Source organism: Novosphingobium guangzhouense, from assembly GCF_002896965.1.
In the GTDB taxonomy this organism is placed as follows: domain Bacteria; phylum Pseudomonadota; class Alphaproteobacteria; order Sphingomonadales; family Sphingomonadaceae; genus Novosphingobium; species Novosphingobium guangzhouense.
Genome location: NZ_LYMM01000031.1, coordinates 21,022 through 36,409 on the forward strand (window position 1 = coordinate 21,022; position 15,388 = coordinate 36,409).

Annotated in this window: 8 protein-coding genes; 7 read left to right on the forward strand and 1 reads right to left on the reverse strand. The window is 66.8% G+C overall.

The window, feature by feature from the left end; translation table 11 throughout:
- The first annotated feature begins 157 nt into the window (after positions 1-157).
- The 4 genes from A8V01_RS11220 to A8V01_RS11235 all read left to right on the forward strand — a co-directional run bounded on the left by A8V01_RS11220 (position 158) and on the right by A8V01_RS11235 (position 5,245).
- On the forward strand, positions 158-2,548 hold the full coding sequence (locus A8V01_RS11220) for a TonB-dependent receptor (RefSeq protein ID WP_170065898.1): 2,391 nt from the start codon (positions 158-160) through the stop codon (positions 2,546-2,548).
- Positions 2,549-2,566: 18 nt separating this feature from the next.
- Positions 2,567-2,914, forward strand: a complete 348-nt coding sequence (locus tag A8V01_RS11225; protein WP_103095945.1) for a hypothetical protein — start codon at positions 2,567-2,569, stop codon at positions 2,912-2,914.
- A gap of 70 nt (positions 2,915-2,984) precedes the next feature.
- Positions 2,985-4,397, forward strand: coding sequence for an FAD-dependent oxidoreductase (locus tag A8V01_RS11230; protein WP_170065899.1), 1,413 nt, complete (start codon positions 2,985-2,987; stop codon positions 4,395-4,397).
- A complete protein-coding gene (locus A8V01_RS11235; protein WP_103095947.1) occupies positions 4,394-5,245 on the forward strand; it encodes an alpha/beta fold hydrolase in 852 nt (283 codons plus the stop codon). The genes A8V01_RS11230 and A8V01_RS11235 overlap by 4 nt, the downstream gene beginning before the upstream one ends.
- Before the next feature lie 45 nt (positions 5,246-5,290).
- Here the strand turns inward: A8V01_RS11235 and A8V01_RS11240 are convergent, their stop codons facing one another.
- Positions 5,291-6,460, reverse strand: a complete 1,170-nt coding sequence (locus tag A8V01_RS11240) for an FAD-dependent oxidoreductase (protein ID WP_103095948.1) — start codon at positions 6,458-6,460, stop codon at positions 5,291-5,293.
- A gap of 122 nt (positions 6,461-6,582) precedes the next feature.
- Here A8V01_RS11240 and A8V01_RS11245 point away from each other — a divergent pair, with 122 nt between their 5' ends.
- The 3 genes from A8V01_RS11245 to A8V01_RS11255 all read left to right on the forward strand — a co-directional run bounded on the left by A8V01_RS11245 (position 6,583) and on the right by A8V01_RS11255 (position 15,256).
- Entirely contained in the window at positions 6,583-7,059 is a 477-nt protein-coding gene (locus tag A8V01_RS11245) for a (2Fe-2S)-binding protein (RefSeq protein ID WP_103095949.1), read from the forward strand.
- Positions 7,038-9,200 carry a xanthine dehydrogenase family protein molybdopterin-binding subunit gene (locus A8V01_RS11250; RefSeq protein ID WP_170065900.1) on the forward strand — a complete coding sequence of 721 codons (2,163 nt, stop codon included), beginning with the start codon at positions 7,038-7,040 and terminating at the stop codon, positions 9,198-9,200. The genes A8V01_RS11245 and A8V01_RS11250 overlap by 22 nt, the downstream gene beginning before the upstream one ends.
- Before the next feature lie 482 nt (positions 9,201-9,682).
- The gene (locus A8V01_RS11255; RefSeq protein WP_103095951.1) at positions 9,683-15,256 is read left to right on the forward strand and encodes an autotransporter domain-containing protein; all 5,574 of its coding nucleotides are present in this window, start codon (positions 9,683-9,685) and stop codon (positions 15,254-15,256) included.
- Positions 15,257-15,388 lie beyond the last annotated feature (132 nt).

The window sequence follows — 15,388 nt, forward strand, 5'->3', positions numbered from 1 at the left end:
CGCCTCCGCCTTGTCCGGCCCGGTCGCGGCAGACAGTCTTCGCAGCGTGCGATGAAGCCCCGAAACAAGAGGGCGCCGATGGAGAGGATCGGAAAAAAAGACACAAACCCAAGGGGGGTAATCCATGCGTCACCACAGCATCGCGTCCAGATTCCACTTGAGCACCTCAACCGCGCTGGCAGGCCTTGGCGCTGTCGTTTCCGGGGCCGCGTTCGTAGCTCCCGCCCCGGTGCTGGCGCAGTCGGCCAGCGAGCCTGACAACGCCATCGTCGTCACCGCGCGCCGCACCGAGGAACGGCTTGAATCGGTGCCGCTGGCGATCTCCGCGTTCTCGGCAGAGGCGCTGGAGACGCAGGATATCAAGTCGCTCAACGACATTTCGGCCGCGACCCCCGGCTTCCAGTTCCAGAACCAGGCGGGCGGCGGATCGGGCCGCAACGACCGTTCGATCAACAACCTGACCTTCCGCGGCCTGGCGCTGGGCAACGTCTCGCCGATCTCGCAGGGCGGCCTCGTGTTCATCGACGGCGCCCCGGTCATCAACGCCTCGGTCCCGGCGATCGACGACGTGGCGCGGGTGGAAGTGCTGAAAGGCCCGCAGGCCGCCTACTTCGGGCGATCGACATTCTCCGGCGCGGTCAACTTCGTGACCAAGAGCCCGACTTACGACTTCTCCGGCAGGGTCAAGGGCATGGCGGGCAATTATGGCTCCAACGCGGTGTCGGGCAGCGTCAACATCCCCGTCATCGACCAGATGCTGGCCTTCCGCCTCGGCGCCAGCCACGATTTCGAGGGCGGCCAGTACCGCAATTCCGCCGATCGCAGCCAGCACCTCGGCGATCGCAAGACCGACGCGGTCAGCGCGCAGTTGCTGTTCGAACCGATGTCGACCCTCAAGATCACCGGCTTTGCCTCGTACGCGGTTAGCAAGGACGGCCCGCCCGCGCAGGCGGCGATCAAATCGAGCGAGTTCAACTGCGACCTTGGCGGCACTTCGGGCGGCTATTACTGCGGCAAGTTGCCGGCCAAGCTGCCTGCATCGCTGATCGGCGGCAATTACCAGCTGGACCAGCGCGCCTATGACGTGCTGATCGCCAACAGCGCCGAATACCCGACGATCTTCGACCCCGGCTTCAACAAGTCCACTGGCCTCAAGCGCGAAACGGTGCAGGCCGATCTTCGGATGGACTGGGAACTGGGCGGCGGCATGGTGCTCAGTTCGATCACCGCCTACCACAGCGACAAGACCCAGACCGGGCTTGACCTGACGTTCCGCGACACCTCCGATATCGCCAACCCCACCGCGTCGCTGCCGGGGGCGCCCAGCTATGTGAAGTGGCTGCTGAACTATCAGACTTACGTCACCGACTTCAGCCAGGAACTGCGCCTGACTTCGGCGCAGGACCAGCCCCTGCGCTGGACGGTGGGCGCCAGCTACTTCACGGCGGACTACGATTCCGGCGCGATCTGGGGCATCAATCCCTACGGCACCGGCAACAGTTCCACCCTGACCAACCAGAAGCCCAAAACCCCCGCGATCTTCGGCGCGGTCTATTTCGACGTGACGCCGGAGCTGACGATCAGCGCCGAAGGGCGCTATCAGTGGGACAAGATCCGCATGTCGGTGCTCGCCTCGGCGGCGGGGGTCTATTACGACAGCCCGATCGTCCAGCAGGCGACGTTCAAGAGCTTCTCCCCGCGCCTGACGGTGGATTACAAGTTCGCGCCTGACAGCACCGCCTATGTGCTGTTCTCCCGCGGCTACCGTCCCGGTGGTTTCAACGGCGCCTACGATGCCCTTAGCGACACCGAGAAGGCCCAGATCGCCACCACCGGCGGTTCCACCTACAAGCAGGAGCGGCTCGACAACTATGAAGTGGGCATCAAGTCCGCCTTCATGAACGGCAAGGCATCGATCCGCGCCGCTGTCTATGTCGACAAGTATCGCGACGGGCAGGTGTCCAACAGCTACACGTATTACCCCGACGGTTCCTCCACCATCAACCTGCTCAGCGTGGTCGAGAACCTGGGCGCGGTGGACTTGTGGGGCATCGAGCTGGAAGGCAACGTCACGCCCGCAGAGGGCCTGAGCTTCAACGGCTCGTTCGGGCTGGCGGACAGCGACATCAAGAACTTCATCTGCGCCGAATGCCTCAACATCGGCGGTACCACCGACGCCACCGGCAACAAGCTGTCGGGCGTGCCGCGCCTGACCTGGACGGCGGGCGTGCAGTACGATCGCCAGCTGTCCGATGCATGGTCTGGCTATGCCCGCCTCGATTACCGCCATCGCGGACGCCAGTACGTGGACAACTACAATGCCGCGTGGAGCCGCAACGACGACAAGGTCGATGTGCGCTTCGGCGCGCGGCAGGATGCCAATGGCGGTGGGGGCCTGGCTGTGGAAGCCTTCGTCACCAACCTGTTCAACGAACAGACGATGGTGGGCGGCCGCGCCACCGACCTCGTCACCCTGACCACCAACGAAATCCGCCTCGCCCTGCCCGAAAAGCGGCGCATGGGCGTGCGCTTCAGCTACGAATTCTGAGAGAGGACGATTGCGATCATGGCGACCCAGGCCGAACAGAAATACAAGTCCGCCGCCGACGATTTCATCTTCGCGGATTCGGACAACATCTCCGCCTTTCCCGAGCAGACGGTGGACAACCTGATGCACGTGATCATCGCGCTGGGGGCGGAATTGTGGACCGTGCGGCGCCGCATGATGACGCTGGAAAAGGTGCTCGAAAAGGCGGGCGTCTCTGCCGACGACGTCGAGAAATACCTGCCCGGTGCTGAGGAAAAGGCGGCCTGGGCGCAGGAGCGCGACATCTTCATCAAGCGCACGTTCGGCGCGCTGGAACGGCGCGGCGGGGCGAACATGAAGCAGATGGACACCTCGAAAGACCTTTGACTTCCCGGCAGGGCGGTCCGCTTCATGCGGGCCGCCCATTCCCAGCCTTCAAGAACAACGGAGATGCGGCGTGTATCCGGAATTTGACGTGATCGTGGTGGGTGCGGGCACGGCGGGCATTCCCGCTGCGCTGGGCGCGGTGGAGCGCGGCCTGAAAGTGGCGCTGGTGGAAGCGGCGGCCGATATCGGCGGCACGCTGCACTTGTCGAGCGCATCGATCAGCGCGGGCGGCACCGACCTGCAACGCCGGGCCGGCATCGCGGATTCGGCGCAGGACCACTTCACCGATGCGCTGCGCATCAACCACGGCACCGGCGACCACGTGCTTCTGCGCAAGTGGACCGAGGAAGCCGGGCCGATGGTCGACTGGCTGGAATCGATCGGTTGGACCTGCATGGACGGCGTCCCCCATTTCGCGCCCGAACACGATCTCTACAACGTCGAGCGGACCTATCGCAGCACCAATGCCGGGATAGAGGTGCTGGACGCCTTCCGCCGCGAACTGGCGCGGGTGGAGCCGACCGGCCTTCTGACGCTGATGCTGGAAACCCGCTTTACCGACCTTGTGACGCGGAACGGCCGCGTCACCGGCATTCTGGCCGATACACCGCTGGGCCCGGTCAGCCTTTCCGCCCAGAGCGTGATCCTGACGACCGGCGGCTTCAGCGGCAGTGCGCGCCATTGGCAGGAACTGCACGGCCACGTTCCGCTGCGCTACCACGTCGAGACGGTGCGCGGCGATGCGCTGGACCCCGTTCGCGCGGCGGGCGGTTCGGTGTGGTTCACCGAATACTGCCTGCCGGCCTTCGGCGGCACCCGCACGCTGGACAGCAAGGCGTCTGCATGGATCCACAGCGATGTGCTGCCCACCCGCCGCCCGCCCTGGGAAATCTACGTCAACGAGCGCGGCGAACGCTTCATGCCCGAGGACGAGATGAGCATCGACGCGCGCGAACGCGCGGTCATGGCGCAGCCCAACTGGGCCTTCTGGATCGTCTGGGACGAGGCCATCCGCAAGGCGTCCAAACCCCTGTTCCGCTGGCCCGCCGAAACGGTGGAAGCCCTGTTCGCGGGCGAGGGGGGCGAGGACTTCGTGGTTGCGGGCAGCGTGGAGGAACTGGCGGAACGCACCGGGATGCCCGAGGGCGCCTTGCGCACAACCATCGAACTTTACAACCGCGGTCAGGCCGTGGGCAGCGACATGTTTCGGCGCAAGCACATGCCCGCCCCCATCGCCGAAGCGCCGTTCTACGCGGTGCGCCATTATGGCTGCTCGATCAGTTGCTATCCCGGCATCAAGGTGGACGAGGACTTGCGCGTCGTGCGGGCAGACGGCTCGCCGATAGAGGGGCTCTATGCGGCGGGCGAGGTGATCGGCATCGGCTTTCTTGGCCATGGTTTCCTCAGCGGTTCGATCGTGTCGTCGGCGATCACCTTTGGCCGCAAGCTGGGCCGCGAAGTGCCCGCCAAGGTGCCGGCATGAGCGCGCGCTGGGCACGGCGCGGCTATGCCGAGGGGCCTTACGGGCAGATCCACTTCCGCCACGCCGGAGAAGGCGGCGCGCCGATCGTCCTGCTCCATCAGGCACCGATGACGGCAGCGCAGTTCGACAACGTCTATGAACCGCTGGCGGCGCGCGGCTTCCACGCGATCGGCATCGACATGCCCGGTTTCGGCATGTCCGATCCGGTGGACGGCGTGCCGCGTGTCGAGGACTGGGCGGCCTGCGTGCCCCCGGTGCTTGACGTGCTGGGCCTGCCGGATGCGGCGGTGCTTGGCCATCACACCGGATCGATGGTGGCGACGGAGGCGGCGATCCAGTTCCCCACCCGCGTTTCAGCCGTCATCCTCAACGGCCCGATGCCGCTGACGATCGAGGAACGCGACAACTTCCTGGCCAATGGCTGGCTGCGCGAACAGGACATCACCGCGCGCACCGACGGCACCCAGTTCGCCGATGTCCACGCCGCCCGCACCCGGCTTGCGGCGGGCACCGTTCCGGCGGCGCGCGTCTGCGAATTCGTGGTGCAGGCGTTCGAAGGGCAGGGGGCCTACTGGCACGGCCATCACGCGGCGTTCCAGTACCGCCACGATGAAGGCATCGCGAAGCTGGCCTGCCCCACGCTGATCCTCACCAATACCGGCGACATGATCTACGACCATGCGGTCAAGGCCCATGCCCTGCGCCCGGACTTCGCCTTCGTGGCGCTGGACGGCGGCGGCGTCGATATCGTCGACCAGCAGAGCGAGGCATGGGCGGATGCCGTGGCGGGGTTCCTTGCGAGCGCCGTGGACGGAATGGGCCGCGTCAGGGCGGGGGCTCTGGAGTAGGGCGCCCGCTCAGGCTCCCCGCTCAGGCTCCCGCTCCGTCTTTGATCAGGCCGCGATCTCCGTCGTGGCCGGATCGTAGGTCATCAGGTTTTCGTTTTCGGGGTCGGTTCCGTTGCGCTTGCGCTGTTCGGGGTCGGCGGACTGGTTGATCTCTCCCTGCCGGCGCGATCGCAGCAGCACCCAGTTGGCCCGTTCGCGGCGCGTCGCCTCATAGCGGTGGAGCGCCGCCACCGGATCGGCGCTGGTGGTGAAGGCCCGCGCGAAGACCACCGCGTCCTCGATCCCCATCGCCGCGCCAAGGCCCAGGAAGGGCAGCATCGGATGCGCGCCGTCGCCCATCAGGGTGACCCGGCCGACCGTCCATTGCGGCAGCGGATCGCGATCGAACAGCGCCCACTTGCGCGTGCCTTCGGGTGGGGCGGCGCGCAGCAGGGCCTTCACGTCATCGTTCCAGTCGGCAAACTTTTCCAGCATTTCGGCATTGGTGGCGGGGGTGGACCAGCCTTCGCCGGTCCAGCTGTCGGTCTTCACGAAGGCCACGCCGTTGACCACCGTGCCGTGGCGGATGAGATAGCGCAGCAACTGCCGGTTGGGGCCAAGGTAATTGAGCGAAGGCCCCAGGCGCATCTGCGCCTGCACTTGTTCCACCGGGATCAGGAAGCGGTAGGCGACCTGCCCGGTGAAGCGCGGGTTCTCTTCCCCGAACAGGATGGAGCGCACGCGCGAATTGATCCCGTCCGCGCCCACCAGCACGGGCGCGCGTTCGGCAGAGCCATCCGCGAAGCGCGCGGTGACGCCCGTATCGTCCTGTTCCAGCGCCACCAGCTGGCGGTTGAGCGCGATCGTCAGCGGGTCCATCGCGTGGACGGCATCGGCAAGGATCGCATGCATGTCGGCGCGGTGAAGCTGGTAGAAATACGGGATTTCCCCCCGGTCGCGGGCAATGGCGACCTGGTCCGGGCCGCCCATGCGTTCGCCCGTCCGCCAGTCCGCTCCGCCCGCGCGCACCGGAATATCGGCATCGCGCTCGATCGCGTCGCGCAGGCCAAGCGAGAACAGCCCGCGACTGGCGGGCTGGCTGAGGGTGATGCCTGCGCCCACGTCCCCGAACTGCGCGGCCTGTTCGAACAGGCGGACCTTCAGCCCCTGCCGCTGCAGTCCCAGCGCGGCGGTCAGCCCCGCGATGCCGCCGCCGACGATGATGATATCCGTCATGCCCGTAACCCCCTGCTTGCAGAAGGGCAGCGTATGCCTTGAGCGGGTGAATGCAAAACATGGCTGTTATGACCCGCGCGTGCGTTGACCGCCCCCGCGCGCGCCAACAAGATCGCCGCCTCATGGCGTTTCGCGTCCTCATCAACGGCCAGCCCCATGCGCTGGACTGCGAGCCGGACATGCCCCTGCTCTGGGCGCTGCGCGACCTGCTGGGGCTGACCGGCACGAAGTACGGCTGCGGCATCGGCCAGTGCGGGGCCTGCACCGTCCATATCGACGGGGCGGCGGTGCGATCCTGCTCCATCCCCGTCAACGAGGCGACCGGCGCGATCACCACGATAGAGGGTGTCACCGGCCCCGTGGCAGAGCGCGTGCTGGCCGCGTGGGACGCGCATCAGGTGGCGCAGTGCGGCTATTGCCAGCCCGGACAGGTCATGGCCGCGATCGCCCTCATCACGGCCGGCCCGGTGGACGAGGAAGCGCTGGAGGCGACGATGAGCGGCAACCTGTGCCGCTGCGCCACCTACATGCGCATCCGCGCCGCCGTGCGCGAGGCGGCGCAAGTTCCGGCCCAATCTTGGGCCCGACCCCCGGCGTGACGCTGAACCGGCGCGGCTTTCTGGTGCTTGCATCCTCGGGCCTGCTGCTGGGCGTTGCAGGCACCGGCGCGGGCAGGGGGCTGTCGAGCCCGGCGGCGCCCGACGGCCTTGTGCAGCGTTTTCTCTCGATCGACTGGGAGGGCACCGTCACCGTCTTCGCCAAGCATCTCGACATGGGGCAGGGCATATGGAGCGGGCTGGCCTCCATCGTCGCGGAGGAACTGGATGCCGACTGGAGCCGCGTGCGCGTGGTCGGCGCTCCGGCGCGGGTGGCCGATTATGCCCACAACGCCTTTCGCGAACAGACTACCGGCGGCTCCACCTCCACGGCGAACAGCTGGGACGAACTGCGCCGGGCAGGGGCCACCGCCCGCGCCATGCTGGTGCGCGCTGCCGCGCAAGCCTGGCAGGTGCCCGAAGCGCTGGTGCGCACCCGCAACGGCAGGCTCATCGCGCCCGGCCACGCGGCGGGATACGGCGATTTCGCCGCCGCTGCCGGGCGGCTGCCGGTGCCCGTGGACGTGCCGCTCAAGTCCCGTGCCGACTGGCGGCTGCTGGGCATCGGTGCCGAAGCTCTGCCTCGCACCGATACCGGCGCCAAGACGCGCGGCGCCACCGTATACGGCATCGACGGCACGTGGCCCGATATGCGCCACGCCGTCATCGCCCGCTGCCCGCGCATCGGCGGCAGGCTGCGCGGCTATGACGGCACGGCCGCCCGCGCCATGCCGGGGGTGGACATGGTGGTCGAAGTGCCCAGCGGTGTCGCCGTCATCGCCCGCACCACCTGGCACGCCATCCGCGCCCGCGAAGCCCTGCGCATCGACTGGGACATGCGCAGCGCCGAAACCCGGTCGGACAGCGCAATCGCGGCCGACTTCGCCCGCGCCATGGAAGAGGGCGCGCCCGCTTATGCCGACACGCGCGGCGACCCGGACACGGCGTTCGCCCGCGCGCATCGGGTGGTGGAGGCGCGCTTTCGCTTTCCCTACCTTGCCCATGCGCCGATGGAACCGCCCTGCATTTCCGGGCGCATGGTTGGCGGGGTCTGCGAAGTGCGCGCCGGGTTCCAGTCGCAGACGCGCAACCAGCAGGCGATCGCGGATATCCTGGGCCTGCCGCTGGACCGCGTGCTGCTGGACACGGTGCCCGCGGGCGGCAGTTTCGGGCGGCGCGCCTCCTTCGATTCGGACTGGGTGGCCGAATTCGCCCACGTGCTCAAGGCAAGCCGCTGGCGCTGGCCGATCAAGCTCACCCGCACACGGGAGGATGACGTGACCGGCGGCTATTACCGCCCGCTGATGATCCACGCGATGCGCGCCGGGCTTGACCGGAAGGGTCGCCTGATCGCCTTCGACCAGCGCATGGCGGGGCAGTCGGTCACGCCCAATGCGCCCGATGTGCCCAACTGGCGCGACTGGACGGTGCTGGAGGGCGTGTTCCACGAACTCTACGCCTGCCCCGCTTCAAGGCTGCGCTGGTGGAAGACCCCGGCGCGCGTGCCGGTGCTGACGTACCGTTCCATCTCCAACAACCACACCGGGATCGCCAAGGAGATCTTCGTGGACCGCCTTGCCCGCGCTGCCGGAGCGGACCCGGTCGCCTATCGCCTTGCGCTGCTGGAACACGAACCCAGACAGGCCGCCGTCCTCAGGCTGGCGGCCGAGAAGGCGGGATGGAGCGATCCGCCCCCGCCCGGCGTGACGCGCGCGGTGGCGGTCCACCGTTCCGAAGGCAGCTTCATCGCGCAAGTGGCGCAGCTGAGCGGTACGGCCCAGGACTTTCGCATAGAGCGCATGGTCACCGCGATCGACTGCGGCCTGGCGCTCAATCCTGATACCGTGCGCGCGCAAGTGGAAGGCGGCACCGGTTTCGGCCTGTCCGCCGGGCTTTATGGCCGCGTCACGCTGGATGGCGGCGCGGCGCAGGATGCCAACTTCGATACGTATCGCGTGCTGCGCATGAACGAGATGCCGCGCGTGATGGAAACCCATTTCATCGATGGCGCGGACAGACCTTCGGGTGTGGGAGAACCCGGATCGGTGCCCGGCACGGCGGCGGTGGTCAACGCGCTGGAACGCATGGGCCTGCCGCCGGTGGAAAGCTTTCCCGTATTCGCGCCCATGCCGGATCAGGCATGAGGCGCCTCCAAGGTTTACATAATGAATATTGCCGGACCTTGCGCCTGTAAGCCCCAAGTCTTTCACGACACCGGGAATTTCCCGGATCGACGGTGGCGATGGGCCGGGGCAAGGCACAGGTGCGACCCGAAGGGCTGGCTCCGGTTAAGGATATAGCCCTGACTCCTGCCGGCGGGGTTTTCCTGATGACCCCGCCGGCTTCTTGCTTCCCACGCGCATCCCCCCGAAATGAATGGCGCCAGACGCCTGTATTCAGGCCGTCCGGATAACCGGGTTAACGGATGATTACACCAAATCTAGGTAATCACCATTGTAGTTATTACGTATAAAATAGATCATTTTGAATATTAATGCTTGAGACGCGTCCAGATCGGGCCAGATTGCCGTGATTGCGGGATATAAATCCTTCCAGATCTGTAAATGACCCATGCCGGGAGGGGGCATTCGTCCCTGTCCGTTGCAATAACAGGGGCGATACAGATATGTCACATCAGGGTTCGGGCCGTACTTCTGGCCTGCTGCGCCGCCGTAGCGCGCTTCTTCTTTCCAGCGCCGTCAGCCTTGCCGCCGTGTCTCAGGCGCAGGCCCAGTCGCAGTCGGGGGCAGAGGCAACTTACGTAGACACCGGACCCGGCGATGTGACTTACGTGACAAACAGCGTATCCGGCATGCCCGAAGTGGCGTTCCTGTCCACGCCCGACGGCGATATCAGCGCCACGATCGGCACGGTGACCGCGTCCGGTTCAAGCGGCGGCAGCGACCGGGTGATCGAAGCGCATGTCGCGGATGCGAACACGCTTTCCCTCTCGATCGATACGATGACGGTGCAGACCCAGACCGCCACCGGCATCTATACCACGGCCGGCACCGGGCTGACCGACATCAACGTGGGCTCGCTGGCGATGAACGGCGTGCGCGGCATCGTTGCCAGCGGACAGGGCGATGTCGCCATCACGGTGGGCACGATCGACATCAACCCCTACTCCGGCACGCAGGAACCGATCGAGGCTATCGCGGTGGGCCGCGAAACCGATCTTGACGGCAACACCGTGGCGCTGGGCGGTTCGCTGACGGTCGATGCGGGCACGATCCGCGCGCTGGGCAACCAGGACGCTTACGCGATCCACGCCGATGTGGCCGGCGATGCCACCATCGTCGTGGGCGATGTCGTTTCCGACGGCGAAGGCATCGACGTGGCGGCGAAGGGCAATGTCGATGTGACCGTGCGCGAAAATCTTGACGGGTGGAACGGCGCGATGAGCCTGACCGGCGATGCCGTCTCCGTCACCATCGATGACGGCGCCACCGTCGCCTCTGCAGGCGGCGCGCTTGAGGTGGAGGATGCGGGCAGCATCTCGATCGTCAACAACGGATCGGTCATCGCCTACGCCAACAACGACGAAACCGGACAGGGCGCCATCCTTGCCACGGCGCAGGGGGATATTTCGATCGTCAGCAGTCTGGCCATCTCCAACGCGGACGTGGTGGACGAGGATGACGAAAGCGCAACGATCCAGGCCATCAGCCAGGTCGGAGACGTGACCATCACCGCTGGCCAGACCATCACCAACGGCGGCAGCATGTATGGCATCCATGGCCATTCCGGTCTGGGCGACGTGACCATCAACGCCGGCACCACGCTGTCCTACGAAACCGAGATGACCGGCAACTACACGGCCGAAGGCATCCTTGGCACGTCGGATGCGGGCAATGTCTCGATCACGGCGGACGTCACGCAGGTGCAGGGCTACGCGGCCTCCGCGATCATCGGCCATGCGCGCGGGCCGGGCAGCGTCACGATCGTCAGCGATACGGCCAGCGCGGTCAGCGGCGGCACGATCTTCGGCGTGTCCGAAGGCGGCGATGTGTCCATCACCACCACCGGCGACACCACAACGCTCAGCGACGGGGCGATCATCGGGCGCGGCGGCAACGTGACCGTCTCCACCGGGGCGGGCACCCTCACCTCGGCAGGCGAAGGGCTCACGCAGGCCGTCGCGATCGACGCGACGGGCGATGGTGTGCTGGACAATGCGGGCACGGTGCGCTCGGCCGGATCGGAGGCGACGGTCGAAGTCAACGCGGGCGGCACCGCCACGATCACCAGCCTTGAAGCGATCAATCTGGGCACCGGCCCGGCGATCCTTGCAACCGGCACGCAGGGCGTATCGATCACGGCGGACACCGCAACCGTGGCGGCATCCACCGGCGCGGGCGTCAGCGGTTCGTCCTCTGCGGGCGATGTCGTGCTGGATATCGGCTCCGTCACCGGATCGGCCGCGGGCAGCATGGTTCAGGGCATGGCGAACGCGGGTGCGGTGACCATCACGGCCGATGACGTGCTCAACACCTCCGTTTCTCCCAACTCGGCGGGTATTACCGCCACGGCCGGCGGCGGCGTGAACATCGTCGCAGGCAATGTGGAAGCGGAAGGCCAGGCCATTCGCGCCGTCACCGCGACCTGGGATTCGCAGGGCAACCCGGTGATCCCGCTGAACGAAGGCCACGTTTCGATCGAGACGACCGGCGCCGTCACCTCGCGCAGCTGGAACGCCATCTCCATCAACGGCAACGTCGCCAGCTTCGACGTGACGGTGGGTGCGGATTCGGTCGTCACCGGCAACGGCGGCAGCGCCGTGATCGCGGGCGGCGCGCGGCTTGGCGATATCGACGTCACCAACAACGGCCTCATCGTGATGCAGGGCGCGGGCGAAAGCGGCATCGGCGTGACGGCAACCGGCGCGGGCAACGTCACCGTCACCTCGAACGAAATCCGCGTCAGCAGCGAAGCGGCCATTTCGAACGTCTATACGGCGGGCGCGATATCGGCCGTGGCGCATGGCGGCAACGTCAGTGTCACCAGCGCGCTGGCCACGGTGTCCGGCCCCGACCGCTACGGCATCACTGCAAGCGCCACCGGCGCGGGCACCGTCAGCATCGTATCGGGCACGCTTTCCAACGATGCAGACGATCGCGCGGGCATTCAGGCGCTGAGCGAACAGGGCGCGATCACGATCGACAGCACCACGCTCACCACCAGCGGGACGGACGCTTACGGCATCTATGCCAGCAGCAACGGCGCAGGCGATATCGCGATCATCAGCGATACCCTGACCCATACCGGATCGGGCAACGGCATCTCGGCCTTTACCGACGGAACGGTGCGCGTCATCAGCAGCGCGCTGACGGTGGACGGCCCGGATTCGTGGGGCATCCAGGCTTACGGCAATGAGGGCGCCTATGTGCTGACGGGCGATGTCGCGTCCTCGGGCATCGGGGTCATCGCGCAGTCGCAGGGCGTCACGGACGTCCATGTCGATGGCGCGGTCGTTTCTGCCAATGCGGAAGGGATGCTGCTGTTCGGCCCCAACATCTCCGTCACCGTCGATGAGGGCGCCAGCATCACGGGCGGATTCTCGGGTCTGGTGACGGCGGGCCAGGGCAACGGTTCGACCGCCATCGTCAATGCGGGCACGATCACCGGGGGGACCGACGTGGCGATCCGCAGCTTCGGCCAGACCACGCTGGCCAATTCCGGCACCATCGTGGCCGGACAAAGCGGCGTGGCCGTGCAGCTTGACGACATGGACGACATCGTCATCCTGCAAAGCGGATCGTCGGTCACGGGCGTGATCGATACCGGGGGCGGCCTGGACTCGGTGCGCCTGAACGGTACGCAAGGCGGCACCCTTGCCCAGTTCGTCAACGCCGAAACGCTGGACGTCAACGCGGGTCTATGGACCACGGGGGACACCGCCAACAGCTTCCAGCGCGTGACCATCGCATCGGGCGCGGAACTGCAGCTTGATCTGACCGCCGGCGGCCTAACCGGGATCCAGACGCCGGAGGCGACGGTCGAGGGCACCCTGACCCTTGATTACGCGGACCTTACCGAAGCGGCGGAAGTTACGGAACTGGCGCTGGGCGGCGGCGGCATCGTGCGGCTGACGGGCGCGGGCGAAGTGCTGCTGGGCAACAGCGCATCCACCTTCACCGGCACCACGCAAGTGGAAAACGGCACGCTTTCGCTGGCGGGGGACCTTGGCGGCAATGTCGTCACCAGCGGTGCGGGCATATTCCGCATCACCGATGGATCGGCCTTCACCGGCAACCTTCTGAACGACGGCACCTTCATCTACGACCGGACGGACAGCTACACCATGACGGGCGACTTTTCGGGTGCGGGCCTGATGGTCAAGAACGGCGACGGCGTGCTGACTTTCGGCGGCCTTTACGACTTTGCCGGAACCACCACGATCAACGGCGGCCTTGTCAACTTCGTGGGGCAGCTGGGCCCGCAGACGGTGCTCGATCTGCAGCAGGGCACGGTAGACCTGTCGGCCCTGCCCGGTTCGGAACACACCATCGCCGGGCTTTCCGGGTCGGCCGACGGCACGCTGGAACTGGGGAGCACGCTGCTGAACATCGATCAGTCGGCCAACACCACGTTCGGCGGAACGATCACCGGCACCGGCGGGCTGAACAAGACCGGCGCGGGCGTTCTCGACCTTACCGGCACCAGCACGTACAGCGGCTTTACCCAGGTCAACGGCGGTACGCTGAGGGTCAACGGCGCGCTGACCAATTCGGCGGTTATCGTCAATGACGGCGGGCAACTGGGCGGCAACGGCATCATAGCCGGCCTTGTGGTGCAAGCCGGCGGCGTGGCCGCGCCGGGCAACTCGATCGGGCAGCTGACGGTCAACGGCGACGTGACGTTTGCGGCCGATTCCACTTATCTGGTCGAAGTCAACGCGGCCGGGGACGCGGACCGGATCGACGCCACCGGCATTGCCACGCTTGATGGCGGCACGGTGCAGGTCGAGGCCGAAGCGGGCGACTATCGCGGCCGCACGACCTACACCATCCTTACCGCACAAGGCGGCGTCGACGGCACGTTCGACAGCGTCACCAGCAACTTTGCCTTCCTGACGCCGGGCCTGAGCTACGACGCCACCAGCGTCATGCTGACCCTGACCCGCAACGACATGGACTTCGCGGCGCTGGCCACCACGCCCAACGGTCGCGCGGTGGGCGCCGCGCTTCAGGCGCTGGGCGTGGACGATCCGCTGTTCGAAGAGGCGCTGTTCCTGTCCGAAGGCGAAGTGCAGCCCGCCTTCGCCTCGCTTTCGGGCGAAATCTATCCGGCCTTCGCGGCGGGCCTGATGGAAGATGCGCAGATGCTGCGCCGTTCGCTTCTGGGCCAGCCAGTGCGCGAAGATGCCGGGGCCTTTGGCTGGGCCACCCTGCTCGGCAGCTGGGGCAAGGCAGATGCCACGGCGGGCACCGCGAAGCTGTCCACCGATCAAAAGGGCGTGATGGGCGGTATCGGCTTTGCCGGTAACGGCCTGAACGCGGCGCTGGGCATCGGCCGCATTGCTGCCGATTACAGCGGCCTCGGCCATGCCGACGTCGATTCCACCGTGGTTGCCGGAACGCTGCGCTATGCCGCCAACGGGTTCAGCGGGGCGGTGGGCGTCAGCTATGCCTGGCACGATATCGACGTGACCCGCAGCGCCACGCTGGGCACGATCGCCAACAGCCTTGTCGGCAAGGCGGACGGCAGCACCCGGCAGGTCTTTGGCGAAATCGGTTACGGGCTGGAAACCGGCGGCTTCGCGCTGACCCCCTTCGCCGGGATCGCCTATGTCGAAACGCGGCGCGATGCGCTGACCGAGACCGGCGGCGCTCTGGCCCTGTCGCTGACGCGCGACAAGCGCCATGCCACTTACGCCGATCTTGGCCTGCGTATAGCGGGCAAGCCGGGGGCGGGCAATGGCGCCGACGGGGCCGACAAGCTGGGCCTTGCGCCTTACGCCTCGGCCGCATGGCGCCGTGCCTGGGGAGATCGCGGGGCGGCGATGCAGGCCAGCATCGGCGGCACCGCGGGCGCCTTCGAGGTGGTCGGCCCGGTGATCTCACGCGATGCGGCGGATCTTGCCGCGGGCGTGGTCGCCTCGCTGGGCGCGCTGCGGCTGAGCGTGGGTTACGAAGGGCTCGTCTCTTCGGGCTGGACCAACCACAGCGGTCAGATGCGCTTCTCGATCGCGTTCTGACCGCTCAAGAAGCAGGGTACGGGCAGAGTGCGTGCGGGGGAGCGCGGGGAATACCGCTCTCTCCCGCACGGCTCGGCCCTTGCCATTGTACGGTCGGGAATGGCAATGACGGGGCGATGTCGCTGGATTTCT

Excerpts from the sequence above, each read along its gene's own strand:
- A8V01_RS11245 (WP_103095949.1), top strand. The coding sequence starts at position 6,583 with ATGGCGTTTCGCGTCCTCATCAACGGCCAGCCCCATGCGCTGGACTGC.
- A8V01_RS11225 (WP_103095945.1), top strand. The coding sequence starts at position 2,567 with ATGGCGACCCAGGCCGAACAGAAATACAAGTCCGCCGCCGACGATTTC.
- A8V01_RS11235 (WP_103095947.1), top strand. The coding sequence starts at position 4,394 with ATGAGCGCGCGCTGGGCACGGCGCGGCTATGCCGAGGGGCCTTACGGG.
- A8V01_RS11240 (WP_103095948.1), bottom strand. The coding sequence starts at position 6,460 with ATGACGGATATCATCATCGTCGGCGGCGGCATCGCGGGGCTGACCGCC.
- A8V01_RS11255 (WP_103095951.1), top strand. The coding sequence starts at position 9,683 with ATGTCACATCAGGGTTCGGGCCGTACTTCTGGCCTGCTGCGCCGCCGT.